Raw genomic sequence first — 25,586 nt, 5'->3', positions numbered from 1 at the left:
CTGCTGGAACGCCGGACCACCCCTGCCGTGACCCCGTGACCTCTTACTTCTCGGTGACCCCGGCCGAGTCGAACGTGGCCACCTCGTGCATCGCCCGGGCCGTGCTCTGCACCAGCGGCAGGGCCAGCAGGGCGCCCGTGCCCTCGCCCAGGCGGAGGTCGAGGTCGACCAGCGGGCGCAGGCCCAGCTTGTTGAGGGCGGCCACGTGGCCGGGTTCGGCGCTGCGGTGGCCGGCGATGCAGGCCGCGAGGACCTCGGGGGCGATCGCGCGGGCCACCAGGGCGGCGGCACCGGCGCTGACGCCGTCCAGGATCACCGGCGTACGCAGTGAGGCGCCGCCGAGCAGGAGGCCGACCATGGCCGCGTGCTCGAAGCCGCCGATCGCGGCGAGGACACCGATCGGGTCGGCCGGGTCCGGCTGGTGGAGGTCCAGGGCGCGGCGGACGACCTCGGTCTTGCGGGCCAGCGTCTCGTCGTTGATGCCCGTGCCACGGCCGGTCACCTCGGCCGGGTCGGCACCCGTGAACACCGAGATGAGGGCGGCCGAAGCCGTGGTGTTGGCGATGCCCATCTCCCCGGTGAGCAGCGCCTTGTTCCCGGCCGCCACCAGGTCGCGGGCGGTCTCGATGCCGACCTCGATGGCCGCCTTCGCCTCCTCGCGGGTCATCGCGGGGCCGGTGGTCATGTCGGACGTGCCGCCGCGGATCTTGCGGGGCAGCAGGCCGGGGGTGGCCGGGAGGTCGGCGGCGACGCCGACGTCCACGACGCACACCTCGGCGCCGACCTGGCCGGCGAAGGCGTTGCAGACCGCTCCCCCGCCGAGGAAGTTGGCCACCATCTGGGCGGTGACCTCCTGCGGCCAGGGGGTGACGCCCTGGGCGTGCACGCCGTGGTCGCCGGCGAAGATGGCGACGGCCGCGGGCTCCGGGATCGGCGGCGGGCACTGCCGGGACAGCCCGGACAGCTGGGCGGAGATGATCTCCAGCATGCCGAGCGCGCCGGCCGGCTTGGTCATGCGCTTCTGGCGCTCCCAGGCCTCGCCGAGCGCCTTGGCGTCGAGCGGGCGGATCTGTGCGACGGTCTCGGCAAGCAGGTCGTGGGGTTCCTCTCCGGGCAGGGCGCGGCGGCCGTACGTCTCCTCGTGCACCACCCAGGACAGGGGGCGCCGCTTGGACCAGCCGGCCTGCATCAGCTCGGGCTCGTCCGGGAACTCGTCGACGTACCCGACGCACAGGTAGGCGATGACCTCCAGGTGCTCGGGCAGGCCGAGCGCGCGGACCATCTCGCGCTCGTCGAAGAAGCTGACCCAGCCGACGCCGAGGCCTTCGGCGCGGGCGGCGAGCCACAGGTTCTCGACGGCGAGGGCGGCGGAGTACGGCGCCATCTGCGGCTGGGTGTGCCGGCCGAGGGTGTGCCGGCCACCACGGGTGGGGTCGGCGGTGACGACGATGTTGACCGGGGTGTCGAGGATGGCCTCGATCTTCAGTTCCTTGAACTGCTTGGCCCGGCCCTTGGGCAGCGACTTGGCGTAGGCCTCTCGCTGACGCATCGCCAGTTCGTGCATCGTCCGCCGGGTCTCGGCGGAGCGGATGACGACGAAGTCCCAGGGCTGCGAGTGGCCCACGGAGGGCGCCGTGTGGGCGGCCTCCAGGACGCGGAGCAGCACCTCGTGCGGGATCGGGTCGCCGCGGAAGCCGTTGCGGATGTCGCGGCGCTCGCGCATGACCTTCAGGACGGCCTCGCGCTCGGCGTCGTTGTAGCCGGGCGCGGCGGGGCCGGTGGACTGCGGTGCTTCAGCCACTGCGGCCGTGCTCTCTTCCTCCTGGTCGGCGGCCCTGGTCTGCAGGTCCTCCGCGTGCTGTACGACATCGGGGGCCGCCGCGGGCTCGGGCTCGCCCTCGCGGGGTGCCGGCACCATGGCCACCGGCTCCGGCGCCTCCTCCGTGGCGAGGACCATGGGCTGCGGCGGGGTCGGCGCCAGGTGCGGGGTGGTCGGCACCTGGCCCTCCACCTGCACGAACTGACCGATCGGTTGCTCCGGGTGCGCCTGCAGCGGAACGTTGGACGGCAGCGGCCCGGCCTGCTCGGCGGGGGCCGGCCGGTCGCCGGCCTCCGGGTGCGCGAGGGATCCGTCGGCGGGCTCGACCGGCGTGGCCCCGGCCGCGGCGGCGGCCGGCGCCGGGGCGCCGTCGGCGACGGGCGCGTCGAGGGGCTCGACGGGCTGCGTCTGCGGTCCGGCGGGCGCGTCCAGGCCGTTCACCACCGGGGCCGTCCGGGTTGCGGCGACCTGCTGGGGCGCGTCCTGCTCGGTCGGCTCGGGCTGTGCCTGCGGCTGCGGGACGGCGGCGGTCTGCGCCGGTCCGGGCACGGCCTCGGACGCGGGGTGCGCCTCGCCGGGCACGCCGGCGGACGCGGGGTGTGCCGCGCCGGGCACGGCTTCGGCGGCGGGTGCGACGGGTTCGGCCAGCTGCGGGCCCTGCGCCGGGTAAGGCTGCGGCTCCGGCGTACCGGTGCCGTCAGCGGTGGGCACTGCCGAGGCGGCGTCCGGCGTCGGCGAGGGTGCCGGGAGCTCCGCCGGCGCGGCCTCCGGAGCGTGGTCCGCGGTCCCGGGCTCGGGCACGGCCGCCGCTTCGGGCGCCGGTACGGCTTCTGCGGCGGCCACTTGCCGGTCGGCGGACGCGTCCTCGGCTGCGGCGGGCACCTGCTGGACGGCGGCCGCGTCCTCGGCTGCGGGCACCTGCTGAACGGCGGACGCGTCCTCGGCTGCGGGCACCTGCTGGACGGCGGACGCGTCCTCGGCTGGCGCGAGCGCGTCCGGGGCGGCGGGCTGCCCCGCCACCGCGCCGGTCTGCGGCTCCCCCGCAACGGGGCTGTTCGGCTCGGGCTGGGCCGGGGCGGCGGCCTCACCCTGAAGGGAGACGGCGGCCTCACCCTGGGCAGGGACCACGGCCTCACCCTGGGCGGGGACGGTCTCCTCGGCGAACTGGGCAGTGTCCGGCGCCTGTTGTGCGGCAGTGGTGTCCGCGGTCTCGGCGGCGCCCTGCGCGGCGACCGTCCCCGCGGCAGGCGTGGCGGCCGGCCCGGCGTCGGCGGCCCCCGGCGCGCCCTCGCCCTGCTCCGAGGCCTCCCCAGAATGAGCGGGAGCCGAGGGCTGAGCCGGCGCGGGCGGTTCGGCGCCGGTGGCTGCCGGCGCGTCGTGCGGCACCTGACCGGGCCCGGGCTCGCCCGGCACCGCCTGGACCTGGGCCGCATGAGCGGCACCGGGATCGGCGGGGTTCACCGGTGCCGTCCCGGGCACGGGTGCGGCGTCGGCCACCGGCTGAGCCGGAGCCGGATCCGGTGCCGCGTCGGGCTCCGCGGCAGCGGCCTGCTCGGCCTCGGGCGCGACCAGGGCACCCTCGGCGGCCAGGCCGGCCTCCGCCTCTGCCTCTGCCACCGGCACACCGGCACCGGCGCCCGCGCTGTCCTCCGCGCCGAGGACAGCGCCCATGGCGGGCACGACGTCCTCGTGCTGCGCACCGGGCACGCCCTGACCGGCCTCGCCGCCCTCCCCGGAGACCTGCTGGACGCCCTCGGCGCCCTGACCGGGAACAGGCGCCTGCGCGCCCTCCGGGCCTGCGGCCGTGCCGGGTTCGGAAGCACCCTCGGCCCCCTGACCGGCGACAAGCGGCTGACCGCCGTCGGCAAGCGCGCCAACGGGGGCCTCGTACACACCGTCGTGGCCATGGACCGGCTGCACGCCGTCGTGGCCGTGGACCATCTGTGCCGTGCCCGGTGCCGGTGCGGCCGCCTGGCCGGCGAGGCGGGCGACGGCGGCCTGGGCGGCGCCGGACGGGTCGGTGGCGTGCCCGGAGGGGGCGGCCGGGTCAACCGTTTCGGCAGCCGGCGCCTGGGTGCCGACCTGGGCCACCGCCGCGGGTGCCGGTACGCCGGCCTCGGCGGGCACGGCGCCCCAGGGGGCCGCGCTCTGCGGCGCCATGTCGCGCAGCGGCTGGGCGTCGAGGTACTCGGGGCCGGGCGCGGCCGGACCAGGCTGCCGTACCGGCGCTCCGGCCGGGCCGCGGTCGGCGAGGGAGCGGACCGGGCTGGCGGAGGCGTCGGGAATCGGCGGGCCGAGGTGCAGCGGACGGCGCGGCGCCTGCGGGGCGGCCTGCTGGTCCTGCGGCGCCGAGAGGATCGGCGACGACGGCACGGACGCCGGGGCCGGGTCCGGCAGGCGGACGCCGCTGAGGTCGACGGAGCCGCTGTCACGGCCGGCCGTCTCGTGCGGGCCCGGCTCGTGGACGGCCTCGACGACCGGTTCCGGAGCGGGTGGCGCGACCTCGTTGCCCCACGCGCCCTGGGCGCCCGGCAGCAGCAGGTCTTCGTCCTCGGCGGGTGCCTCGGAGAGGTAGGTGTACGCACCGTGCGCGGCGACGCCCGGCTGCTCCACCATGCCTGCGCTCTCCGGCTGCCCCTCGGCCGGGACCTGGCCGGTGTCGGTCATGCGTACCCCTCGCCCATCGGTTTAGTGCTCCTACGACCAGCTCACCCGGAACGGCGCACCGACCGCCCGTAGTGAAGAACGAGCGTCCGTGCCCAGCGGCACGAACGACCCGCCGGAAAAGGCGACAAAGCCATTCAGTGGCATTGTCCCGGCCGTCGCGCCGTCGCGACAGCATGATCCGCGACAGCCCGCTGTGGACTGCGCCACGTTGCGCGTCCTCCGGTTCCGCAGTACCACACCCACCCCAAAACGGGCGTGCTTTCCGGTCATTGACGAACGAAGTTCCGGGCCGCCCGGTGTGGCACAACGATCGGCCAGCCTACCGCGCGCAGTACGACAACAGGATCACGGGTTGCGATCCAGCAGCACCCCGCTGAGCAGGAACGCGACACTCCGCTCGGTCTCGGTCCAGGCGCGGGTGTCGAGTTGGACGGACTGCACCAGGGCGCACTCGACCCGGTAGCCGTGCTCGGTCAGGTCGCGCCCGACGAGTTCGGCCGCGTCGCGGGTCGCGGCGTGCGTGACGATGCGCTGCGGGCGCCGGTCGGCGACCGCGGAGACGACGGCCGCTCCCCCGCCGCCGACCCGGACGACGTCCGGTTCGGGCAGGTTCTCCAGGACGTGCGGGGCGGTGCCCTGGACCACGTGGAGCTGGACGCCGTACCGGCGCGCGGCCGCGTCGGTCCGGGCGCAGGCCGCCGGGTCCCGGTCGACGGCGAGGACGGCGGCTCCGGCCCGTGCGGCCTCGGCGGCGAACGCGCCCGAGCCGCAGCCGATGTCCCAGACCAGGTCGCCGAGCCGGGGCCCGAGGCGGGCCAGTTGGGCGGCGCGCAGCAGCTCCGTCTCGCCCTCGCCGAGTCCGCCACCGGGACCGCCGCCGCGTCCGCCGCCGGGTCCGTCGCCGTACGACGCGTCGGGCTGCACCCAGCCGCGCGGGCCGGCGCCCGGGTCGCGCCCGGCGATCCAGCCGCCGCCGTCACCGGCCCCGACGGGTCCGCCGATGACGATGACCACGTTGGGGTCGCGCCAGGTGTGGTCGGCGGCCTTGTCGGAGGTGACGACGGTGACCTGTTCGCGTTCGGTGCCCAGTTCCTCGCAGATGACGAAGGTCCGGTGGACGCCCTCCAGCAGGAGTCCGAGTTCGGCGGGTCCGGCGCCGGGTGCGGTGAGGACGGCGACCTTGGTGTGGGCGCGGCAGACGTTCACGGCGCGGCGCAGGGTGCGCGGGTGGGCGACGACCACCTGGGCGTCGTCCCAGGGCATGCCGGCGCGGGCGAAGGCGGCGGCCACGGCGGAGACGGCGGGGACGACCTCGACCTCCAGGCCGAACTCCGGGGCGCGCAGGGTGCGTACGACACCGAAGAAGCCGGGGTCGCCGTCGGCGAACACGACGGCGGTGCCGCGGTGGGCGGCGATCCGGCGGGCGGCGAGCGCGACGCTGCCCAGGCGGACGCGTTCGGCGGTGGGCGGGACCTCGGGCAGCGCCAGGTGGTGGGCCGCGCCGGCCACGAGCGTGGCGGCGCCGAGGGCGGCGCGTGCCGCGTCGGTCAGCGGCGAGCCGTCCCAGCCGATCACCGTGACCCGGTCGGCCATCGTCGTCTCTCTCCAGGTCTTCGCAGGTCGTCAGGGGTGTGGGCCCGTAGCCGGGCTCCCTGAGCGTACCTGGTGACGCTCGGGGGCTCAGTTCCAGTCGGAGTAGGAGGTGAAACCGCTCGTGTCGGCCAGGTCCTCCGGCAGCAGGCTCCAGACGATGACGTCGGTGCGTACGTCCGTCCACGTCCCGTCCCCGGTCCTGCTGCGGGCTATCCAGGCGCCCCGCAGGACACCCTCGCTGATGCAGCCGATCTTCTGGGCGACCTGCTGGGAGGCGGTGTTGTCGGCGGCGGTGCGCAGCTCCAGGCGCTCGAACTTCTGGTCGTGGAACAGCCACTGTGCGGTGGCCAGGGCGGCCTCGGAGGCATAGCCCTCGCCGCGGGCCCAGGGGGCGATGACGTAGGCGATCTCGGTCGAGCGCACCCGCCAGTCGGTGTTCTGCAGATGGACGATGCCGACGAGGCGCTGGGTGAGGAACTCGTCGACGGCGAAGACGATGCCGCGGCCCTCGGCGCGTTCGGCCGGGGCGCGCTCGGTGATCCAGGCGCGGGCCTCGGCCTCGGTGTAGGGCTGCGGGACGGAGGTCCAGGCGGTGACCAGTTCGTCGTTCATCATCTCGGCGAAGGCCTGGATGTCGGACTCCTCGAAGGGGCGCAGGACCAACCGCTCCGTGCTGATGGAGACGTTGGGAAAGGTGCCAGTCATGCGCCACTCCGTAACTTCGGAAAAACCGTCAGGGCCTGCTGAACTGCCCAGCATGCAGCATGAAACCACTGAACCGCACGACGGGGTCCACACCCGGTGAGGGTGCGGACCCCGTGCGTTGCGGCCGGTGTCAGAAGGACGGGATGACCGAGCCCTGGTACTTGTCCTCGATGAACTTCTTGACCTCGGGCGAGACGAGGAGCTTGGCGAGCTTCTTCACCCGCGGGTCCTTCTCGTTGCCCTTCTTCACGGCGAGGAAGTTGGCGTACGGGTTGTTCGTGGCGGACTCCAGGACGAGGGCCTGCTTGGCGGGCTTCAGACCGGCCGAGATGGCGTAGTTGCCGTTGACGACGGCGGCGTCCACGTCGTCCAGGGAGCGCGGGGTCTGGGCCGCCTCGACCTCCTTGAACTTCAGGTTCTTGGGGTTCTTGGCGATGTCCTGCGGGGTCGCCTCGTTGCCGGCGCCGGGCTTGAGGGTGATGAGCCCGTTGGCGGCGAGCAGCTTCAGGGCGCGGGCCTCGTTGACGGCGTCGTTCGGGACGGCGATGGTCGCACCGCTCTTCAGGGCGTCGGCCTTCTTGACCTTGTGGGAGTACAGGCCGAGCGGCTCCAGGTGCACCGTGACGACCGGCACGATGTGGGTGCCGCGCTTGTTGTTGAAGTCGTCCAGGTACGGCTGGTTCTGGAAGTAGTTGGCGTCCACCGAGCCGTCCTCGGTCGCCGTGTTCGGCGTGATGTAGTCGGTGAACTCCTTGACCTGCAGGTCGAGGCCCGCCTTCTTCGCCAGCTTGTCCTTGACGAAGTTCAGGATCTCGGCGTGCGGGGTCGGGCTCGCGGCGACGACCAGCGGGCCGCTGTAGTCGTGCGAGCTGGCGGAGTTGCCGGAGCCGCAGGCGGTCAGCCCGAGGGTGAGGGCTCCGGTGGCGAGGACGGCGGCGGTGAACTTGGCGGTGTTACGCACGAAAAGTGCCTTTCCTTAAGGGTGGTGCGACCCCGTGTGGGTGTACGGGGAGTCTTGAGGGACGCTCAGGCGGCCTTGCCGACGTCGGCCGCGGCCGGCTCCTCCGCCTTCAGCAGGCGGAGCTTCGGCGCCGGGCCGGAGCGGCCGCCGCGGCTGTGCAGGGAGCGGGCCGCGACGTCGCCGGCGAACTGGATCAGGGAGATCACGACGGCGAGGATCGCCACGGTGATCCACATCAGCTCGGTCTCGAAGCGCTGGTAGCCGTAGCGGACGGCGAGGTCGCCGAGGCCGCCGCCGCCGACCGTGCCGGCCATGGCGGAGTAGCCGATGAGGGCGATGACCGTGGTGGTGGTGGAGGCGATCAGCGAGGGCAGGGCCTCGGGGACGAGGACCTTGCGGACGATCGTCCAGGTGTTGCCGCCCATGGACTGCACGGCCTCGACGAGACCGTTGTCCACTTCCCGGACAGCCGTCTCGACCAGCCGGGCGAAGAACGGGATGCCGCCGATGGCGAGCGGCACGATCGCGGCGGTCGTACCGATCGTCGTCCCGGTGACCCAGCGGGTGAAGCTCATCAGGGCGACCATCAGGATGATGAAGGGCATGGACCGGCCGATGTTCACGATCTGGCCGATCACCTTGTTGGCGAGGACGTTCTGCAGCAGGCCGCCCCGGTCCGTGAGGACGAGGAGGATGCCGAGCGGAAGGCCGGCGGCGACGGCTATCAGGGTCGACCACAGCACCATCTGGAACGTCTCGGTACACGCCTGCGACAGCAGCGGCTGCATCTCGGACCAGGTCACTTGGCACCTTCCTTCACCAGCGGAGCCTCCTGGCCCACCACGTCGATCTGCAGGCCCTGCTCGCGCAGGAACCCGACCGGCACCACGTTGTCCTCGTAGCGACCGGGCAGCTCGATGCGCATCCGGCCGATCTGCAGGCCGCCGACGGTGTCGATGGCGGCGCCGAGGATCGAGATGTCGATGTTGTAGGTCCGCGCGAGCTGGGAGATGACCGGCTGGGTCGCGGCCTCGCCGTGGAAGGTGACGTCGATGACGGTGCGGTCGGCGTCCGTGCGCTCACCGCTCACCGGGAACAGCGCGGCGGCGAGCTCCGAGCCGGGGGTGGCCAGCAGCTCGCTGACCGTGCCGGACTCCACGATCCGGCCCTTCTCCATGAGGGCGGCGGAGTCGCAGACCGCCTTGACGACGTCCATCTCGTGGGTGATGAGCAGGACGGTCAGGCCCAGCTGCCGGTTCAGGTCGCGCAGCAGCTGGAGGATGGAGCGGGTGGTCTCGGGGTCGAGGGCGCTGGTGGCCTCGTCGGAGAGCAGCACCTTGGGGTCCCCGGCCAGGGCGCGGGCGATGCCGACGCGCTGCTTCTGGCCGCCGGAGAGCTGGGCCGGGTAGGCCCTCGCCTTGTCGGCGAGTCCGACCAGGTCGAGCAGCTCCAGGGCCTTGCGGGAGCGTTCCTTGCCGGACTTGCCGAGGATCTCCAGCGGCAGCTCGACGTTGTCCTGCACGGTGCGCGAGGAGAGCAGGTTGAAGTGCTGGAAGACCATGCCGATGCGGCTGCGCGCCCGGCGCAGCTCCTTGCCGGCGCGCGGGCCGCGGCCGGCGAGGGCGGTGAGGTCCTGTCCGGCGACGGTCACGGAGCCGGAGGTGGGGCGTTCCAGCAGGTTGACGCAGCGGATGAGGGAGGACTTGCCGGCGCCGGACTGGCCGATGACGCCGTAGACCTCGCCTTCGCGGACGTGGAGATCGACGCCGTCGAGGGCGGTGACCTCACGGCCGCGGGAGCGGTAGACCTTGGTCAGGCCCGAGGTGGTGATCACAGGATTTCCGTCACTGTCGAGTGCGCGGGCGTGGGTGTGCCCGGGCACGGGTGCATGCGGTTCAGGCATGGAAGTGGATGTGCGTCTCGTACGGACTGCGCGGGCAGTCATGCGCGCACGGACATGCCACGGCTCTCGCTTCGGGGCGCGAGGCTCAGCTGATGCGGGGGCCCTCTAGAAGGCGCACATTCGGCACATCGAGCGACACATACAACGAGCACCGGGCGTCATGGTCGCCTCGGTCGCAAGGGTGCGGCAGCTCGTCGTGGTCATGCGATCAGTAAACCAGACCTACGGTCCTGACAGGTCGCCGCTGTCCGGATAGTGGACAGCGGCGGACACCCCGGACCTGGGGTTCAGCGGCGGACGGAGATCTCCACGCCCCCGTCGGTGACCAGTGCGGACAGGGCCGACAGGTCCTCCACCACGAGGTCGGCGTCGAGTTCGTCCGCGCGGTGGGTTGTGGCCAACGCCACGGTGGTCATTCCGGCGGCCCGGCCCGCCTGGAGTCCGGCCGGGGCGTCCTCGAAGACGACACAGCGGGCCGGGTCGACGCCGAGCCGCCGGGCGGCGAGCAGATAGGGCTCGGGGTCGGGCTTGCCGCGCGTGATGTCGTCGGCGGCGATCAGCGTCTTGGGCAGGATGCCGACGGCGTCCAGCCGGGCCTCGGCGAGCCGCCGGGTGGCGGAGGTGACGACGGCCCAGACCTCGGCGGGCAGCGAGTCGAGGAAGTCCCGCGTGCCGGGCAGCAGCCGTACGCCACCGTCGGGCACGTCGTCCACCTCCAGCTGCTCGACCCGGGCGACCGCCCGCGGGACCAGGTGGGCGGGCAGCAGGTCGGCGACTATCTCGGCGGCCGGCCGCCCGTGCAGCGCCACGCGCCCGAACTCCTCGGCGGTGATCCCGTACTCGCCGGCCCAGCGGGTCCAGCAGCGCTCGACGGAGTCGAGGGAGGAGACGAGGGTGCCGTCGTTGTCGAACAGGAGGGCGTGCGCGTGGATCGTCATACCCAGACCCTACGATGTGGTCTAGACCCCCTGGCTCGCGGGAGGCACTGGAGCCGACGCGCGGGTGGGGTGGGGGCCGAGGCGCGGGCGGGGTGGGACCGGCGCGCGAGCGGGGTGGGGCCGGGGGCCGGCGCGCGGGCGGGGCCGGGGGCCGGCGCCCGTTTCGGCCGTAATAAGGTCACGGCATGCTCAATGCCCTGACGCTGGTGACCGGGGTCGCCGCGCTGCTGCTCGCCGCCTGGTGCGGCTGGGCCGCCTACCGGGACCAGCCGACCAAGGACTGGCACTTCATCGGCATGGCCGCGGTGTCGCTGCTGGCGGTGATCCAGCTGGTGGTCGGGATCGTGCAGCTGGCGCGGGGCGAGAAGCCGGCCCAGGGCACGACGATCTTCGTGGCGTATCTGCTGGGCGCGTTCGCGTGCGTTCCGGCGGCGGGGTTCATGTCCCTGGCCGAGCGGACCAAGTGGGGCTCGGTGACGGTGGCCGCTGGCGGTGTGGTGCTGGCCGTGCTGGAGGTGCGGCTCTATGACATCTGGGGAGGCTGAGGTGACGGCGGTGGAGGAGAAGCCGGCGGCGGAGAAGCCGGCCCGGTTGATCAGCGGGCCGGGCATGCTGCTCGTCTGGTTCTACGGCGTGATGGTGGTCGGCGCGGTGTCGCGCTCGGCGTTCGAGATCAGCACCGAGTTCGACCGGGCGCCGCTCCCCTACGCGCTGTCGGCGCTGGCGGGCCTGGTGTACGGGTTCATCACCTACACCCTGATCCGGGGTGGCGAGACGGCTCGGCGGGCGGCGTTGCTGTGCTGCGCCGCCGAGCTCGCCGGTGTGCTGATCGTGGGCACGTGGACGCTGGTCGACCGCTCGGCGTTCCCGGACTCGACCGTGTGGTCGTACTACGGGGCGGGGTACATCTTCATCCCGGTGCTGCTGCCGGTCTCGGCGATGTACTGGCTGCGCAGGGCGCGGGCCACCACGGTCACGCAGTAGCCGCGTACGCCCCCGCCCGCTTCTCCAGGATGATCATCTCCACTCCGTCGGCACCCCTGGAGCGGCCCACCGTCTCGTAGCCGGAGCGGCGGTACAGGCGGAGGTTGCCCTCGCTGCGGTGGCCGGTGAAGAGGCGGAAGCGGGTGGCGCCGCGCTCATCGGCCAGCGCCGCCTCGGCCGCGCGCAGCAGCCGCGCGCCGATGCCGTGGCCCTGCAGGCGGGGGTGGACGCAGAGCTTGCCGATGTCGGCGGCGCCGTCCTCGGTGACCTTGCCGCGCACCGAGCCGACCACCTCCTCGCCGAGCCGGGCGACGAAGACGCAGTCGGAGGCGACCTCCTGGCGGACGGAGTCCAGTGTTTGGACGAGCGGGTCGATGCGGTAGTTGCCGTACAGCGCCGCCTCGCTCTGGAAGCACAGGTACTGAAGCCGGAAGATCTGCTCCGCGTCCTGCTCGGTCGCCACCGAGATGGTCACGCTCATGCCCATGTGCGCACGCCTCCCGCTCACCTGATCACCTGTCGTCCCTCACTCCTATCCCCGCACTTCGCGGGCCGCAACCTCCGGCGTGAGCAATCGGCGCAGACATCCCAGACATCTGGAGCGTTCCGGGCCGAGACTGCCCTGTGAGATACCCAACTCCCCCGCGATCTCCCGGTATGTCAGGTCGTTCGGGGACAGCAGGGCCTCGATGAGCCGGGGGCAGCGGCCGGGCAGCCGGCGCACCGCGTCGCGCAGCGCGCGGTACCGGGCGGCCGCGAGGACGTGGCTCTCCGGGTCGGTGCGGGCCTCGTCGGCCGGCTCGGTTCCGTACGGGCGCTCCCGGCGGGTGGTACGGCGGCTGCGGCGGGCCTCGGCGCGGACGGCCCTGCGCAGCCAGCCGTGCGGGTCCGGCGGCGGCCCCTCGGTCTGCAGCCGCTCCAGCAGCCGGAGCCAGACGGCCTGCTCCAGGTCGCCCGGCTCGCTCCCGGCGGCATATGCCTCGGCCGAGGCCTCGGCGGTGAGCAGCGGGCCCAGCGCGGCCACCAAGTCGTGCGTCATATGCGGAACGACGCGCTGCCCCGGGCGCAGGTTTCCCGGGCGGCGCACAGTCACCCCGAACGGGGTGAGAACGGGCCGTGGGTTGACGCGGTCAGCCCGCCCGGAAGTCGGCCCGGGCGAGCAGGCCGGTGTCGGCGTTGTCGGTGAAGACCCCGTCGATGCCGGTCGCGAAGTACGTCCTGAAGGCACCGAAGGGATCGCCGTAGCCGTCGGCCGCACTGCCCTTGCGGTACTCGGCCGGGAGGAAGGGGTTCTCGTTGCGCATGGTGTAGGGGTGGAGGACCAGGCCCACCTTGTGCGCGTCGGAGACCAGCGTCGTCGGCCGGGTGAGGTTGCCGTTCGCGTCCTTCGGGATGACCAGGTCAAGGGTCGGGCCGATGCCCTGGGCGTAGCCGGCGATCTCCCTGAGGCCCTTGGGCGTGATCAGGTCCGCGACCGTACGCGGGTCGCCGGCCTCGACGAAGTCGTAGGGGCGGCTGTCCGCCGTGGAGAGCAGCACGACGAGCGGGTTGTCGACCAGCTGGTTCAGCTTCTGGATGCTGGTGGGCTCGAAGGACTGCAGGATGACGGGCGAGTTCCGGCCGTCCTTGCCGTACTTGCGCAGCAGCTTCGCCACCCGCTCCTCAAGACCGAGGCCCAGCTTGCGGAAGTAGGTGGGGTGCTTGGTCTCGGGGTAGATCCAGACCTGCTTGCCGCGCTTGCGGGTCTGCTCGTCCTGCCACTTCAGGACCTCTTCGAAGGTGGGGATCTCCCAGCGCCCGTTGTAGAGGGTGTTGTGCGGCCGGTTGGCCGGTATCCGCTCGACCGCGCGCAGGGTCTTCAGCTCGGCGAGCGTGAAGTCCTCGGTGAACCAGCCGGTGGTGGCGACCCCGTCCAGCATCTTGGTGGTCTTGCGGCCGGCGAACTCCGGGTGGGAGGCGACGTCCGTGGTGCCGCCGATCTCCGGCTCGTGCCGGCAGACCAGATGGCCGTCCTTGGTGGGCACCAGGTCACCGGCCTCGACGACGTCGGCGCCGAGGTCCAGGGCCAGGTCGTACGAGCCGAAGGTGTGCTCGGGGCGGTAACCGCTGGCGCCCCGGTGGCCGATGATCGTCGGCACCGGCAGGCTCTTCAGACCCCGGCCGCGCTGCCCGGCCGGCCGGGTCTCGGCGGCCTCGGCCGCCCCCGGCAGCCCGAGGGCCGCCCCGCTCACGCCGAACACCGCCGCGCCGAGGATCGCCCGCCGCCCGGTGCCCTGGGTCCTGTCGTTCGCCGTCTTCGCGCCCGCTGTCTTCTCGCCCGCCGTCTTCGCGCCCGCCGTCATCTCGTTCGTCTGGTCGCCGCCCATCAACGCCCTCCTGCCGTCCGCTCGTGAATGCGGGCCGATCGTAGGGGCGCGCACATGACCGAAGGGAGTCCCCCGACGGAACACGCGGGTGACGCGGTATGTCCTCTGGGAGGCGGGTGGTGACGGCCCGTCGGATCGGCGGCGGAGCCGGGCAGCCGAGTGGGTGAGGGCTTCACGCGATCTCCGTCACACCGTCTCGGTGGTGTTACGGGGCGTCCCCGAGGCGTCACCGCAGGTAAACCCGCGTCAACACTTCGTAAGACCTCGGTGAACCGGCCGTACCCGATGTGCGCCGCGCCCGGGGCCGCGAGTAATGTCCTCACCTGCACAGACTCATATCGACCCCTCGACATCGGAGGACCCGTTGTCCCGCTTCGCGCTCATCAAGGCAGTGCTCGGACCGATCATGCGCCTGATGTTCCGCCCACAGGTGGAGGGCGCGGAGCACATCCCAGGGGACGGCCCGGTGATCCTGGCCGGCAATCACCTCACCTTCATCGACTCGATGATCCTGCCGCTCGTCTGCGACCGGCAGGTCTTCTTCATCGGCAAGGACGAGTACGTCACCGGCAAGAGCCTCAAGGGGCGGCTGATGGCGTGGTTCTTCACGGGTGTCGGCATGATCCCGGTGGACCGGGACGGCGGGCGCGGTGGTGTGGCGGCGCTGATGACCGGGCGGCGCGTCCTCGAAGAGGGCAAGATCTTCGGCATCTACCCGGAGGGCACGCGGTCTCCCGACGGCCGGCTCTACCGGGGCCGTACCGGCATCGCCCGCCTCACGCTGATGACGGGCGCGCCTGTGGTTCCCTTCGCGATGATCGGCACGGACAAGCTGCAGCCGGGCGGGGCGGGGATGCCGCGGCCCGGGCGCGTGACCGTGCGGTTCGGTGAGGCGATGGAGTTCTCCCGGTACGAGGGGATGGACCGGGACCGGTATGTGCTGCGGGCGGTGACCGACTCCGTGATGGCTGAGGTCATGCGGTTGTCGGGGCAGGAGTACGTGGACATGTATGCGACGAAGGCCAAGGCCGCCTAGTCGCCGTTGGGGGCGCGGGATCTGTTGCGGGTGCGGGTCCGTTGTGGTTGTTCGCGCCCACGCGGCGCAGCCGCATATTGACACAGCCCCGCGCCCCTTTCGGGGCGCTTCGCTCACCCGGCGCTTTCCAGGTGCTGTCCCCTCAGCAAGAACCATGCCGCCAGCGCCGTTCCCAGCAGGACCGCCGCGCCTGCGCCCGAGGCCAGGTGCAGGCCGTGGACGAAGGAGTCACGGGACGCGGTCAGGAGTGCCTCCGCCGGGTGCGGGGGCATTTTCGTCGCCGCCTCCACTGCCGCGCCCAGTGATTCGTGCGCCTGGGCCGGGGTGCCGGCCGGGCCGGTGAAGCCGCGGTAGGTGCCGGTGACGATGGAGCCGAGCAGGGCGATGCCGAGGGCCGCGCCCAGTTCGTACGCCGTCTCGGAGACCGCCGAGGCGGCGCCCGCCTGTTCCTTGGGCACGCTGGAGAGGATCACGTCGGCGGTGACCGTGAAGGAGAAGCCGGCGCCGATGCCCACGACCAGGAGCGCGGCCCCGAGGACGGGGTAGCCGGTGGACCGGCCGAGTGTGGTGAGCGCGGCCAGGGCCAGGCCGACCGCCGCGAGGCCGCCCGAGACCACCGCGCGGACCGAGAAGCGGCGGGCCGCGCGGCCCGCGATCAGGCCGGCCGCCACCGCGCCGACCGCGGCGGGCAGTTCGGCCAGGCCCGCCTCGAACGGGCGCCTGCCCTGGACGAGTTGCAGGTACTGGGAGAGGAAGAACACCAGGCCGGACATGCCGAGCACGGTGAGCAGGTCGGCGAGGACCGCCCCGCTGAAGCCGCGGCGCCGGAACAGCCGCATGTCCAGCAGCGGCGTCGGCATGGTGAGCTGGCGGTGGACGAACCCGTAGAGGGCCGCCGCGCCGAGCAGTGCCGTGGCGAGCACCGGCCAGGTGAACCCGTGGGTGGCGGCTTCCTTGACCGCGTACACGGCGGCGATCATGCCGACCAGTGACAGCACGACGCTGCTCAGGTCCCAGGGGCCGGGGTGCGGGTTGCGGGACTCGGGCAGGGTGCGGATGCCGACCAGGACCAGGACCGCCATCACCGGCAGGTTGATCAGGAAGACCGAACCCCACCAGAAGTGCTCCAGGAGGAAACCGCCGGCGATCGGGCCGACCGCCGTACCGGCTGAGGCGGTCGCGCCCCAGATGCCGACGGCGAGGCTGCGCTCGCGCGGGTCGTGGAAGAGGTTGCGGATCAGGGCGAGGGTGGCGGGCATCAGGGTCGCGCCCGCGACACCGAGCAGCGCCCGTGCCAGGATCATCAGTTCCGGTGTGGTGGCGTAGGCGTTGAGCACGGATATCGCGCCGAACGCGGTGGCGCCGCCGAGCAGGATCCGCTTGCGGCCGATGCGGTCGCCGAGGCTGCCCATGGAGACCAGCAGACCGGCGATGACGAAGGAGTAGACGTCGCCGATCCACAGGAGCTGGGTGCCGGAGGGGTTGAGGTCTTCGCTGATGTAGGGGGTCGCCAGGCCGAGGACGGTGGCGTCGACGGCCACCAGCAGCACGGCCAGGACGAGGACGGAGAGCGCGAGCCAGCGGCCCGGGCGCGTCACCGCCTCCGTCGTCGCGGCCGGCTGCAGGGTGCTGGTCATGGTTCCTCTCTTCGTAGCGCGCCGCCGAGCAGCAGCTCGGCGACCATCGTCGGGAAGTCCCGGGCGGCCACGCGGCCGTCCAGGGTGGCCCAGGCGCACGAGGCGATCAGGCCGTACAGCGCCTCGGTGAGCCAGACCGGTGTGAGGTCGATGCGGAACTCGCCGACCTGCTGTCCGCGCTGGAACACGGCTCCGATGCGGGTGTCCAGGCGCAGCCAGCCGTCGTTCTGCCGCTCGCCCTCCCACAGCTGGCTCTCGCCGTAGAGGAAGGCGAGCAGTCCGGCGGCGGGCTGGATCTCGCGCACCAGCCGGCGTACGGCCTCGCTCGCGGGCCCTTCGTCCGGCCGGGCCCGGTCCACCGCCGCCTCGCACTCCTCGATGCCGAGCGCCTCCAGCGCCCGTACGAGCGCGTCGCGCCCGGCGAAGTGGCGGTGCAGCGTCGCCCGGCTGATCCCGGCGGCCTTGGCGACCTCGTCCATGGTCGCGGTGGACTTGCGGGTCAGCAGGGCGGCCGCACTGCGCAGCACCTGGTCACGGTCGAGAGCCATGAGACAAGGGTAGCGCATGTGAGACATCTTTGTCTCACATTAGGCATGCGTGACTCATAGGCGCTGGTCGGAAGAGGCCTGCGCGGCGGAATCAGGGGTGCTCAGTGCCAGGGCAGCTGTCCGCGCCGCTCCCAGTAGGCGCGCGGGTCCTCGGCGAGCGTGGCGAGGCGGGTCAGCTGGTCCGCGTCCAGGTCGACGGCGGGAGCGTGGAGGTTGGAGACGAGCTGGGTGACCGTCGCGGCACCGGAGAGGACGACGCCCACCCAGGGCCGGCACAGGATCCAGGCGAGGGCCACCGCGTCGCAGCCGAGGCCGGCCTGTTCGGCGACGGCCCTGAGCGCCTCCGGGGCCTGCGGCGCGGCCAGCCGCCCGTTGGCCATGCCCTCCTTGACGATCACGGTGAGCCCGGCGTCGTGCGCCTCGGCGAGCGCGGGGGCAGCCGAGGTCTCCAGCACGTTGTACGTCGACTGCACGGTACGGAAGAGGGGCTCGCCGTCGGCGGTCACCTGGAGGGCGGCGCGGATCACGTCCGCCTGGGCGGGGCCGCTGGTGGAGAAGCCGATGGTCAGGCCCTGGGCGGCGGCCTCGGCGAGCCGGGCGTGCAGGTCCTTGTCGGTGAGGGCCGGGCTGTCCGGGGTCAGCGAGTGGATCTGGTAGAGGTCGAGCCGGTCGCCGAGCACGGCGTCGCTCTCGGCGCGCTGCCGCTCGTACGCGGCGAGGCTGTGGTCCTTGACCTCGTGCGTCTCGGCGTCGGCCGACCAGCCGGCGGTGTAGGTGTAGCCCCACTTGCTGCCGACGACCACGTCGTCGATCCCGGGGCGGGCGTTCAGCCAGTCGGCGAGGAACTCCTCCGAACGGCCGTAGGAGCGGGCCACGTCGAAGTAGCGCACGCCCTGGGCGTAGGCGGCGTCGAGGAGTTCGAGGGTGCGGGTGCGCAGGGCGTCCACGGTGCGCTCGGCCGGGAGGTCGTCCTCCCGGCCGAGGTTGATGTAGCCCGGACGGCCGACGGCGGCGAGACCGAGGCCGAGGTGCGCGGTGGGCGTGGTCGCGGCGGCCAGGCGGCTGAACGGCATGGGTGCTCCCTGCACGATCGGCTGAGGGCCTCCAATGTACCCAGCCGCGGGCGGTTCAGCCCGTGCTGACGCAGCGCGGTACGAAGGCGGGGTCGGCCGGCCCCTTCCGCCCCAGGGCGTTGAGGACCCACTGCTCGACCAGCGGGGACTTGGGCGCCTGGTCGTGCTCGGTGGTGTCGAGCGGGCAGCGGTCCTGGAGCAGCACGTCGGTCACGTAGGAGGCGGGGCCATTGAGGAAGGCGCTGGTGTACGGCAGCACGACCTCGTCGTACTTGGTGGCGATCGCCGTGTAGTCCGGGCCGACCGGCGTCTCCGGGTCGGAGTTGAGCTTCTGCAGGAAGTCCGAGCCGGCGGTCTGGTCGACGCAGGAGGGGCAGACGGTGGCGCCGGCCGCGAGCGCGAGCGGGTTGGTGGTGCCGTGGTTGGAGGGGACGATGCCGACGAGGTCGTCCACCTTGGTCGCGCCGCCGAGGAACTTCACGTAGTAGCGGGGCATCATGCCGCCCTGGCTGTGGCCGACGATGTCGACCTTCCTGGCGCCGGTCGCACCGAGCACGGCGGCCACGAAGTCGCGCAGCTGGGCGGCCGAGTCCGGGATCGGAGCGGTCTCCAGGTCGCCGTAGTCGAAGGAGAAGACGCAGTATCCGGCGTTGACGAGGTCGGGCGACAGGGTCAGCCAGTTCTCGTACGAGGTCTTGAAGGTGCCGTTCACCAGGACCACGGGCTGCGGATGGGCCGAGTCCGGCTTGCAGGACCAGTTGTTGGCGCCGGGTGGCGGGGTGTCGGCGGCGCTCGCGGAGGTCGTGAGGCCGAGGGCGCAGAGCGCGGCCGCCGCGGTGACGGCGAGGAGGCGGGCTGTCCGTCGTGTACGTCTGGCGCGCATGACGTCCCTTTCATGCTCGACATTGATCGACCGGTGTTCGGCAATGCCGACCGGTAACCGGAATAGTTACCTCCGGGTATGCGGGCGTCAAGGTTTCGGCCACTGGCTGAATCCCATCTGTTACCGCGCGGGTCCCGGGCAGCACGAAGGGCCCGGACGAAAAGTCCGGGCCCTTCGTGTTCTTTTGTTCGGGATTCTCAGGCGCGCTTGGCCGTCGCCCACGCGTGCTGGGCGGCCACGTCCGCCTTGACCTCCGTCAGCTGCACGGCGACCGCGCTCGGGGCCGTGCCGCCCCGCCCGTTGCGGGAGGCGAGGGCGCCGGGGACGTTGAGGACCGTGCGGACCTCGGGGGTGAGGTGGGCGGAGATCTTCGCGAACTGCTCGTCCGTGAGGTCGTCCAGCTCCTTGCCCTCGGCCTCGGCGGCCTTGACGCACTCCCCCGCGACCTCGTGCGCCACGCGGAACGGCACACCCTGCTTGACCAGCCACTCGGCGATGTCGGTGGCGAGCGAGAAGCCGGCCGGGGCCAGCTCCTCCATGCGCTCGCGGTTGACCGTGAGGGTGGCGATCATGCCGGTGAAGGCGGGGAGCAGCACCTCCAGCTGGTCGCAGGAGTCGAAGACGGGCTCCTTGTCCTCCTGGAGGTCCCGGTTGTAGGCCAGCGGGAGGGCCTTGAGGGTGGCCATCAGGCCCGTCAGGTTGCCGATCAGGCGGCCGGACTTACCGCGCGCCAGCTCGGCGATGTCCGGGTTCTTCTTCTGCGGCATGATCGACGAGCCCGTGGAGAACGCGTCGTGCAGGGTCACGAAGGAGAACTCCTTCGTGTTCCAGATGATGATCTCCTCCGCGATCCGGGAGAGGTTCACGCCGATCATCGCGGTGACGAAGGCGAACTCGGCGACGAAGTCACGGGAGGCCGTGCCGTCGATGGAGTTGCCGACGCTGCCGTGCTCGAAGCCGAGGTCCCGCGCGACCGCCTCCGGGTCCAGGCCGAGGGAGGAACCGGCGAGGGCGCCGGAGCCGTACGGGGAGACGGCCGTGCGCTCGTCCCACTGGCGCAGCCGCTCGGCGTCCCGGGACAGGGACTGCACGTGGGCGAGGACGTGGTGGGCGAAGAGCACCGGCTGGGCGTGCTGCAGGTGGGTGCGGCCCGGCATCGCGACGTCCGGGTGGGCCTCGGCCAGGCCGATCAGGGCGTCCTGGAGGTCGGCGATCAGGCCGCCGATGATCCGCGCGTGGTCGCGCAGGTACATCCGGAACAGGGTCGCCACCTGGTCGTTCCGCGACCGGCCCGCGCGCAGCTTGCCGCCCAGGTCGGGGCCGAGGCGCTCCAGGAGACCGCGCTCCAGGGCGGTGTGGACGTCCTCGTCGGCGATGGTGCCGGTGAACGCGCCGGACGCGACGTCGCCCTCCAGCTGGTCCAGCCCGGCGATCATGCGCTGCAGCTCGTCCTCGGTGAGGAGGCCGGCTTTGTGCAGCACGCGCGCGTGGGCACGCGAACCCGCGATGTCGTAGGGCGCGAGCCGCCAGTCGAAGTGGACGGACGCGGACAGCTTCGCCAGGGCCTCGGCGGGACCGTCGGCGAAACGGCCGCCCCAGAGCCGTACGTCACCGCTGTTGCTGCTCACTTGCGCTGCTCCTAGAGAGAGGGTGGATGGACGAACCGTACTCAGGCCAGGCCACGCCGGGCGGCGATCTCCGACGACAGGCTGTAGATGTCGATGAACCCCTTGGCCGCGGACTGGTCGAAGATGTCGCCGGTCACGTGCTGGCTGGCCTCGTCGACTCCTCGGCGAACTCGTCCCTGGCGTCGGCCACTTCGGCCTCGACGGCGCCGCAGGCGAGGGCGCGCTTGCGGATGACGTCCAGGTCCTCGCCGCCCTGGCCGACGTCCACCGCGACGGCGATGACCTCGGCGCCCGTCTCCTCGGCGCTCCAGCCGATGGCGACGGAGGTGTCCAGACCGCCCGAAGAGGCGAGTACGACGCGCTCGGTCACGGGTTTCTCCTCACACTGCACGTGCTGTCATGCATGAGTATGCAGAGCTCTGCATGATTCGTCAATCAGCGGAGCCTTTGAACGTGGGAAACCGCTTTCTCGTACTGCTCGGTGAACGCAGGCGCCGCGTTGGCAACCGACGACACTTCCCGACCTAGTGAGGCATCCGTATGTCCAGGGCTCTTCCGAAGTACAACAAGCGTCGCGTGGCGGTCATCGGCGGGGCCGCGGCCGTGGCGCTGTCCGGCGCGGTGATCGCGGGCTCGGCCCTCGCCGGCACCCCTGCCAGGAGCGGCGGCGCGACCCAGGCCCGCACACTGGCGAGCCCCGGCACGATCACCTGCCCGGACGTCGCCGCCAAGCTCCCCGCCGTCCCCGCCTCCGCCAAGGCTGAGGTCGACCGCAACCTCGCCCTGCTCCAGACCCAGATCCAGGAAGCCAACAAGCGTTTGCAAACGACCGTCGGCCAAGGCGGACCCAACTTCGTCAACAACGCCATCCTCGGACCCCTCAAGGACAAGCGGACCTCCACCATCGACCGCATCGCCATCGCCATCGGCCGCACCACCACCAAGCCCACCGGACTCGACTCCCTGGCCGCCTGCACGCTCACGAAGTGAGGTGGCGGACAGCCGTGGCCGCCCCGGCCGGCGCCGGCCGGGGCGGCCACGGAGGGTCCGAGGGGTGGACACCTTCGTGAATTCCTTAGACAGTCGAAGGAGTTGCGTCGATAATCGTGGGACATGGGAAAGACCTATGAGCGCATCGACGGCAGGCTCCGGACGTTCATCGAGGAGCAGCCCCTCTTCTTCACCGCGACCGCCCCGCTGTCCGGCGACGGCACGGTCAACCTCTCCCCCAAGGGCCTCAAGGGCTCCTTCGCCGTGCTCGACGAACTGACCGTGGCGTACCTGGACTTCGCCGGGTCCAACGCCGAGACCATCGCGCACCTCAGGGAGAACGGCCGGATCACCCTGATGTGGTGCGCCTTCCAAGGCCCGCCGAACATCGTGCGCGTGCACGGCCGGGGCGAGCCCGTCTTCCGTGACGACCCGCGGTTCCAGGAGCTCCTCACCCACTTCCCCGGCATCGACCCGAGCCTGCACGGGCTGCGCGCGATCATCGTCGTCCACGCCGAACTGGTCCGGGACACCTGCGGGTACGCCGTCCCCCACATGGCGTACGAGAACGACCGCGACCTGCACGAGAGGCGTTTCGCGCGGGAGGACGACGTCACGCTGAACGCGTACTTCGAGAAGAAGGAGCATGTCGCGACGAGCCTGGACGGACTACCCGGGCTGCCGTTGCCGCTGCCGCCGTCTACCGTCTGAGCCATGCGCCCCGGTGTCGTACTCGCCCTCGTGTCCGCCTCCTCGCTCGGCCTGCTCGGTCTCGCACCGGACCCCGGGCCGGCGCCGCTGCCCGCGCGGATGGCGGACACCGGCGGCGGCAGCCAGCTGATCACCGCGCAGGCGGATCGCGCCGACTCCACCTCGGGCACCCTCACCTGGTGGGATCTGAAGGACGGGCAGTGGGTGCAGGCCGGTACGGCACCGGCGCGCTTCGGGGCGAACGGACTCGTCGAGGGCGGCTCGCGTCAGCAGGGCACCGACACCACCCCGACGGGGCTGTACGACCTCCCGTTCGCCTTCGGGATCAAGGCGGCCCCGAGCGGGACGAGCGTCGAGTACCGGGCGGTGCGGGAGGGTTCGTGGTGGTGCCAGGACAATGACTCGGCCTCGTACAACCGGTGGGTCGAGCCGTTGCCGGCGGACTGCCGCGCCTCCGAGTCCGAGCACCTCGTCTCCTACTCGACGCAGTACGCGTACGCGCTCGTGATCGGGTTCAACTACGAGCAGCCGGTCCGGGGGCGGGGCGCGGGGATCTTCCTGCACGTCAACGGTGCCGGGGCCACGGCTGGTTGCGTTTCGGTGCCGGAGGACGCGATGCAGCGGATTCTCCAGTGGGCCGAACCCGGGAAGCGGCCGCACATCGCCATGGGGACCGCGGACGGCGTCACGGCTGTGACCCGGTACTAACCCGACTGTGCGCGGTTCCCCGCGCCCCTCTCTAGGTCGGCAGGCGCACCGTGAACGTCGTGGATCCCGGTCTGCTCTCCAGCCCCACCGTCCCCCCGTGCGCCTCCGCCACCGCCGCCACGATCGACAGGCCGAGGCCCGCGCCGGAGCCGGAGGTGCCGGTGGGGCGGCGGTGTTCGGCTCGGGTGAAGCGTTCGAAGACGCCGGGCCGGACCTCCTCCGGGACGCCGGGTCCGTCGTCGTGGACGGAGAGGACGGCCGCGTCGGTGCCGGCCTCGAGCGTCACCGTCACCTTGGTGCCCACGGGCGTGTGCAAACGGGCGTTGGCCAACAGGTTGGCCAACACCTGTTGGAGGCGGTGGGCGTCGCCCGGGACCGTCACCGGGTCCTCGGGCAGGTCCAGGGTCCAGCCGTGGTCCGGGCCGGTGGCGCGGGCGTCGGTGACCGCGTCCAGGACCAGGTGGGTCAGATCGACGGGCCGGCGTTCCAGGGGGCGGCCCGCGTCGAGGCGGGCGAGCAGCAGGAGGTCGTCGACCATCTCGCCCATGCGGGCGGACTCGGCCGTGATGCGCCGCAGGGCGCGGGTGACCTCCGGCGGCACCGGGCCGGGGTGCAGCAGGGCCAGCTCGGCGTGGCCGCGGACCGAGGCGACCGGGGTGCGCAGCTCGTGGCTGGCGTCGGCGGCGAAGCGGCGCAGCCGCTCCTCGCTCGCGTGCCGCTTGGTCAGCGCGCCCTCGACATGGCCGAGCATGCGGTTGAAGGCCGCGGCGACCCGGCCGACCTCGGTGCCCGGGTCGGCGTCCGGGGCGCGCGGCGGCAGCGCCACCTCGCCGCTGGCCAGCGGGAGCTCGCTGACCCGGGTGGCGGTGGCGGCGACCCGGCTGAGGGGCCGCAGCGACCAGCGGACCCAGAGGGCACCGGCCACGCCGGTCACCACCAGGGCCAGGCCGAAGACGATCGCGGCGACCGCCTCCAGCCGGTGGACGGTGGCCTCGACCGGCTCCAGGGGCAGCCCGACGATCAGCACGTCCCCGTCCCGCCCGGCGGAGGCGATCACCCGGTAGTCGCACAGGGCGGAGAGCTCGACGGTGTGCGGGCGGCCGTCGGCCGGTACCCGGGCCAGCCGCGCGGCGTCCTGCGCGGTCAGGCCGACGTTCAGGTCCGCCGCCGGGTCGCCGGAGCGGATGAGGCCCTTGTTGGTGACCGTGCCGTTCAGCAGGCGGGCGCCGAAGGTGCCGGTGGCCATGCGGCGGGTGTCGCCCTGCTCGTCCCCGTCGTGGTCGTCGGGCAGCCTGCCCTTGTGCTCCAGGCTCTCCGGGAACCGGGTGCCGACCTGGGCGAGCTGCTCGTCCAGGCGCTGGGTGAGGAAGCCGTTCAGCTCGACGACCGCCGCCAGGCCCACGGCCGCGCAGCTCACTGCCAGCAGCACCACCAGGCCGAAGGTGAGCCGGGCGCGCAGGGTGCGGGGCCGGGGCAGCCGGGACAGACGGTCACGGAGGTGCAGGCGGCTCACTTGGCCACCGGTTTCAGGACGTAGCCCGCGCCGCGCACGGTATGGATCATGGGCTCGCGGCCCGCGTCGACCTTCTTGCGCAGGTAGGAGATGTACAGCTCCACGACATGGGCGCGGCCGCCGAAGTCGTAGGACCAGACCCGGTCGAGGATCTGCGCCTTGCTGAGCACCCGGCGCGGGTTGCGCATGAGGAAGCGGAGGAGCTCGAACTCGGTGGGCGAGAGTTCGATCAGCTCGCCGCCCCGGGTGACCTCGCGGGCCTCCTCGTCCATCACCAGGTCGCCGACGACCAGCCGGGGCCCCTCCTCCTGCTGCCGGGCCATGCCCGCCCGGCGCAGCAGGCCGCGCAGCCGGGCCACGACCTCCTCCAGGCTGAAGGGCTTGGTGACGTAGTCGTCGCCGCCCGCCGTGATGCCTGCGATCCGGTCCTCGACCGCGTCCCGGGCCGTGAGGAACAGCACACAGACGTCCGGCTTCACCTCGTGCAGCCGGCGCAGCACGGCGAAGCCGTCGGTGTCCGGGAGCATCACGTCCAGGACGACGGCGTCGGGCAGCAGCTCGCGCGCGGTGCTGAGGGCGGAGGCGCCGTCCCCGGCGGCGCGCACCTCCCAGCCCTCGTAGCGCAGGGCGCCGGTGAGGACCTCGGCGAGGTCGGGGTCGTCGTCGACGACGAGGACGCGCAGGGAGGTGCCGTCGGGTCGGGTGAGGGCCGGGCGGCCGGAACGGGTGGTGTTCATCGCGCCTTCCAGCATCACCCAGGCGCCGGGGTGCGAGATACCGCCTCCGCTCTGAGTTTTCTCTGAGTGCCCTCACCCGCACCCTGAGCACAGTCTGAGAACAGGATCTGAGTCTCCTCTGAAAATCCCTGGTCAAGGCCCTTCTCAGAGGCCGCTCAGAGCTTTCCGCCGCACAGTGGCCCGGTA

General features: G+C 72.4%; 22 protein-coding genes and 2 pseudogenes. 6 read left to right on the top strand and 18 right to left on the bottom strand.

Annotated elements, in window-relative coordinates; all coding sequences use genetic code 11:
- Window positions 1–43: 43 nt before the first annotated feature.
- The 7 genes from cobT to ABB07_RS31405 all read right to left on the bottom strand — a co-directional run bounded on the left by cobT (window position 44) and on the right by ABB07_RS31405 (window position 10,586).
- Entirely contained in the window at window positions 44–4,486 is a 4,443-nt protein-coding gene (gene cobT, locus ABB07_RS31435; RefSeq protein WP_208901890.1) for a nicotinate-nucleotide--dimethylbenzimidazole phosphoribosyltransferase, read from the bottom strand.
- 345 nt (window positions 4,487–4,831) lie between these two features.
- Entirely contained in the window at window positions 4,832–6,079 is a 1,248-nt protein-coding gene (gene cbiE / locus ABB07_RS31430) for a precorrin-6y C5,15-methyltransferase (decarboxylating) subunit CbiE (RefSeq protein ID WP_208901889.1), read from the bottom strand.
- Between the two features lie 87 nt (window positions 6,080–6,166).
- On the bottom strand, window positions 6,167–6,784 hold the full coding sequence (locus ABB07_RS31425; protein ID WP_208901888.1) for a GNAT family N-acetyltransferase: 618 nt from the start codon (window positions 6,782–6,784) through the stop codon (window positions 6,167–6,169).
- A gap of 130 nt (window positions 6,785–6,914) precedes the next feature.
- Window positions 6,915–7,745 carry a MetQ/NlpA family ABC transporter substrate-binding protein gene (locus tag ABB07_RS31420; protein ID WP_208901887.1) on the bottom strand — a complete coding sequence of 277 codons (831 nt, stop codon included), beginning with the start codon at window positions 7,743–7,745 and terminating at the stop codon, window positions 6,915–6,917.
- Between the two features lie 65 nt (window positions 7,746–7,810).
- Complete coding sequence (locus tag ABB07_RS31415; RefSeq protein WP_208901886.1) at window positions 7,811–8,548, bottom strand: methionine ABC transporter permease; 738 nt, start codon at window positions 8,546–8,548, stop codon at window positions 7,811–7,813.
- Window positions 8,545–9,579 carry a methionine ABC transporter ATP-binding protein gene (locus ABB07_RS31410; RefSeq protein WP_208901885.1) on the bottom strand — a complete coding sequence of 345 codons (1,035 nt, stop codon included), beginning with the start codon at window positions 9,577–9,579 and terminating at the stop codon, window positions 8,545–8,547. The genes ABB07_RS31415 and ABB07_RS31410 overlap by 4 nt, the downstream gene beginning before the upstream one ends.
- 356 nt (window positions 9,580–9,935) lie before the next feature.
- Window positions 9,936–10,586 (bottom strand): HAD family hydrolase, encoded by a 651-nt coding sequence (locus ABB07_RS31405; RefSeq protein WP_208901884.1) that lies wholly within the window; start codon window positions 10,584–10,586, stop codon window positions 9,936–9,938.
- Window positions 10,587–10,771: 185 nt separating this feature from the next.
- Between ABB07_RS31405 and ABB07_RS31400 the strand changes: the two genes are divergently transcribed.
- Complete coding sequence (locus ABB07_RS31400) at window positions 10,772–11,131, top strand: hypothetical protein (protein WP_208901883.1); 360 nt, start codon at window positions 10,772–10,774, stop codon at window positions 11,129–11,131.
- Window positions 11,112–11,570, top strand: a complete 459-nt coding sequence (locus tag ABB07_RS31395) for a hypothetical protein (protein ID WP_208901882.1) — start codon at window positions 11,112–11,114, stop codon at window positions 11,568–11,570. Before ABB07_RS31400 ends, ABB07_RS31395 begins: the two co-directional genes overlap by 20 nt.
- Here the strand turns inward: ABB07_RS31395 and ABB07_RS31390 are convergent.
- The 3 genes from ABB07_RS31390 to ABB07_RS31380 all read right to left on the bottom strand — a co-directional run bounded on the left by ABB07_RS31390 (window position 11,560) and on the right by ABB07_RS31380 (window position 13,912).
- Entirely contained in the window at window positions 11,560–12,057 is a 498-nt protein-coding gene (locus tag ABB07_RS31390; RefSeq protein ID WP_208903694.1) for a GNAT family N-acetyltransferase, read from the bottom strand. The genes ABB07_RS31395 and ABB07_RS31390 overlap by 11 nt on opposite strands.
- A 45-nt stretch (window positions 12,058–12,102) precedes the next feature.
- Window positions 12,103–12,609, bottom strand: coding sequence for a sigma-70 family RNA polymerase sigma factor (locus tag ABB07_RS31385; RefSeq protein ID WP_208901881.1), 507 nt, complete (start codon window positions 12,607–12,609; stop codon window positions 12,103–12,105).
- 91 nt (window positions 12,610–12,700) lie between these two features.
- A complete protein-coding gene (locus ABB07_RS31380) occupies window positions 12,701–13,912 on the bottom strand; it encodes a glycerophosphodiester phosphodiesterase (RefSeq protein ID WP_208903693.1) in 1,212 nt (403 codons plus the stop codon).
- A 388-nt stretch (window positions 13,913–14,300) separates the two neighbouring features.
- Between ABB07_RS31380 and ABB07_RS31375 the strand changes: the two genes are divergently transcribed.
- Window positions 14,301–14,972 (top strand): lysophospholipid acyltransferase family protein, encoded by a 672-nt coding sequence (locus ABB07_RS31375; RefSeq protein WP_208901880.1) that lies wholly within the window; start codon window positions 14,301–14,303, stop codon window positions 14,970–14,972.
- Window positions 14,973–15,085: 113 nt separating this feature from the next.
- Here the strand turns inward: ABB07_RS31375 and ABB07_RS31370 are convergent, their stop codons facing one another.
- From ABB07_RS31370 to ABB07_RS31345, 6 genes and pseudogenes are all read right to left on the bottom strand, one after another.
- Window positions 15,086–16,609, bottom strand: coding sequence for an MFS transporter (locus ABB07_RS31370; protein ID WP_208901879.1), 1,524 nt, complete (start codon window positions 16,607–16,609; stop codon window positions 15,086–15,088).
- Complete coding sequence (locus tag ABB07_RS31365) at window positions 16,606–17,157, bottom strand: TetR/AcrR family transcriptional regulator (RefSeq protein ID WP_208901878.1); 552 nt, start codon at window positions 17,155–17,157, stop codon at window positions 16,606–16,608. Before ABB07_RS31365 ends, ABB07_RS31370 begins: the two co-directional genes overlap by 4 nt.
- Before the next feature lie 101 nt (window positions 17,158–17,258).
- Window positions 17,259–18,230 (bottom strand): aldo/keto reductase, encoded by a 972-nt coding sequence (locus tag ABB07_RS31360; RefSeq protein ID WP_208901877.1) that lies wholly within the window; start codon window positions 18,228–18,230, stop codon window positions 17,259–17,261.
- A 55-nt stretch (window positions 18,231–18,285) separates the two neighbouring features.
- Window positions 18,286–19,113, bottom strand: coding sequence for an alpha/beta fold hydrolase (locus tag ABB07_RS31355; RefSeq protein ID WP_208901876.1), 828 nt, complete (start codon window positions 19,111–19,113; stop codon window positions 18,286–18,288).
- A 197-nt stretch (window positions 19,114–19,310) separates the two neighbouring features.
- The gene (gene argH / locus ABB07_RS31350) at window positions 19,311–20,741 is read right to left on the bottom strand and encodes an argininosuccinate lyase (protein WP_208901875.1); all 1,431 of its coding nucleotides are present in this window, start codon (window positions 20,739–20,741) and stop codon (window positions 19,311–19,313) included.
- Between the two features lie 142 nt (window positions 20,742–20,883).
- Window positions 20,884–21,111, bottom strand: a pseudogene (locus ABB07_RS31345) (argininosuccinate synthase domain-containing protein); the annotation flags it as partial.
- Window positions 21,112–21,281: 170 nt separating this feature from the next.
- Between ABB07_RS31345 and ABB07_RS31340 the strand changes: the two are divergent.
- The 3 genes and pseudogenes from ABB07_RS31340 to ABB07_RS31330 form a co-directional block, all read left to right on the top strand.
- Window positions 21,282–21,722, top strand: a pseudogene (locus ABB07_RS31340) (hypothetical protein); the annotation flags it as partial.
- Window positions 21,723–21,854: 132 nt separating this feature from the next.
- Entirely contained in the window at window positions 21,855–22,442 is a 588-nt protein-coding gene (locus ABB07_RS31335) for a pyridoxamine 5'-phosphate oxidase family protein (RefSeq protein WP_208901873.1), read from the top strand.
- Between the two features lie 3 nt (window positions 22,443–22,445).
- Entirely contained in the window at window positions 22,446–23,150 is a 705-nt protein-coding gene (locus ABB07_RS31330; RefSeq protein ID WP_208901872.1) for a L,D-transpeptidase family protein, read from the top strand.
- A 31-nt stretch (window positions 23,151–23,181) separates the two neighbouring features.
- On the opposite strand, the gene ABB07_RS31325 is transcribed toward ABB07_RS31330, so the two are convergent.
- Window positions 23,182–24,663, bottom strand: a complete 1,482-nt coding sequence (locus ABB07_RS31325; protein ID WP_244189570.1) for a sensor histidine kinase — start codon at window positions 24,661–24,663, stop codon at window positions 23,182–23,184.
- Window positions 24,660–25,400, bottom strand: a complete 741-nt coding sequence (locus tag ABB07_RS31320) for a response regulator transcription factor (RefSeq protein ID WP_208901871.1) — start codon at window positions 25,398–25,400, stop codon at window positions 24,660–24,662. The genes ABB07_RS31325 and ABB07_RS31320 overlap by 4 nt, the downstream gene beginning before the upstream one ends.
- Window positions 25,401–25,586: the final 186 nt, after the last annotated feature.

This window comes from Streptomyces incarnatus (assembly GCF_001027185.1).
Lineage (GTDB): Bacteria > Actinomycetota > Actinomycetes > Streptomycetales > Streptomycetaceae > Streptomyces > Streptomyces puniciscabiei.
Note: the sequence above shows the minus strand (reverse complement) of the source record. Positions and strands in the feature narration are given on the sequence as shown.

Excerpts from the sequence above, each read along its gene's own strand:
- cobT (WP_208901890.1), bottom strand. The coding sequence starts at position 4,486 with ATGACCGACACCGGCCAGGTCCCGGCCGAGGGGCAGCCGGAGAGCGCA.
- cbiE (WP_208901889.1), bottom strand. The coding sequence starts at position 6,079 with ATGGCCGACCGGGTCACGGTGATCGGCTGGGACGGCTCGCCGCTGACC.
- ABB07_RS31425 (WP_208901888.1), bottom strand. The coding sequence starts at position 6,784 with ATGACTGGCACCTTTCCCAACGTCTCCATCAGCACGGAGCGGTTGGTC.
- ABB07_RS31405 (WP_208901884.1), bottom strand. The coding sequence starts at position 10,586 with ATGACGATCCACGCGCACGCCCTCCTGTTCGACAACGACGGCACCCTC.
- ABB07_RS31400 (WP_208901883.1), top strand. The coding sequence starts at position 10,772 with ATGCTCAATGCCCTGACGCTGGTGACCGGGGTCGCCGCGCTGCTGCTC.
- ABB07_RS31395 (WP_208901882.1), top strand. The coding sequence starts at position 11,112 with ATGACATCTGGGGAGGCTGAGGTGACGGCGGTGGAGGAGAAGCCGGCG.
- ABB07_RS31390 (WP_208903694.1), bottom strand. The coding sequence starts at position 12,057 with ATGGGCATGAGCGTGACCATCTCGGTGGCGACCGAGCAGGACGCGGAG.
- ABB07_RS31385 (WP_208901881.1), bottom strand. The coding sequence starts at position 12,609 with ATGACGCACGACTTGGTGGCCGCGCTGGGCCCGCTGCTCACCGCCGAG.
- ABB07_RS31380 (WP_208903693.1), bottom strand. The coding sequence starts at position 13,912 with ATGACGGCGGGCGCGAAGACGGCGGGCGAGAAGACAGCGGGCGCGAAG.
- ABB07_RS31370 (WP_208901879.1), bottom strand. The coding sequence starts at position 16,609 with ATGACCAGCACCCTGCAGCCGGCCGCGACGACGGAGGCGGTGACGCGC.
- ABB07_RS31365 (WP_208901878.1), bottom strand. The coding sequence starts at position 17,157 with ATGGCTCTCGACCGTGACCAGGTGCTGCGCAGTGCGGCCGCCCTGCTG.
- ABB07_RS31360 (WP_208901877.1), bottom strand. The coding sequence starts at position 18,230 with ATGCCGTTCAGCCGCCTGGCCGCCGCGACCACGCCCACCGCGCACCTC.
- ABB07_RS31355 (WP_208901876.1), bottom strand. The coding sequence starts at position 19,113 with ATGCGCGCCAGACGTACACGACGGACAGCCCGCCTCCTCGCCGTCACC.
- ABB07_RS31335 (WP_208901873.1), top strand. The coding sequence starts at position 21,855 with ATGGGAAAGACCTATGAGCGCATCGACGGCAGGCTCCGGACGTTCATC.
- ABB07_RS31330 (WP_208901872.1), top strand. The coding sequence starts at position 22,446 with ATGCGCCCCGGTGTCGTACTCGCCCTCGTGTCCGCCTCCTCGCTCGGC.
- ABB07_RS31320 (WP_208901871.1), bottom strand. The coding sequence starts at position 25,400 with ATGAACACCACCCGTTCCGGCCGCCCGGCCCTCACCCGACCCGACGGC.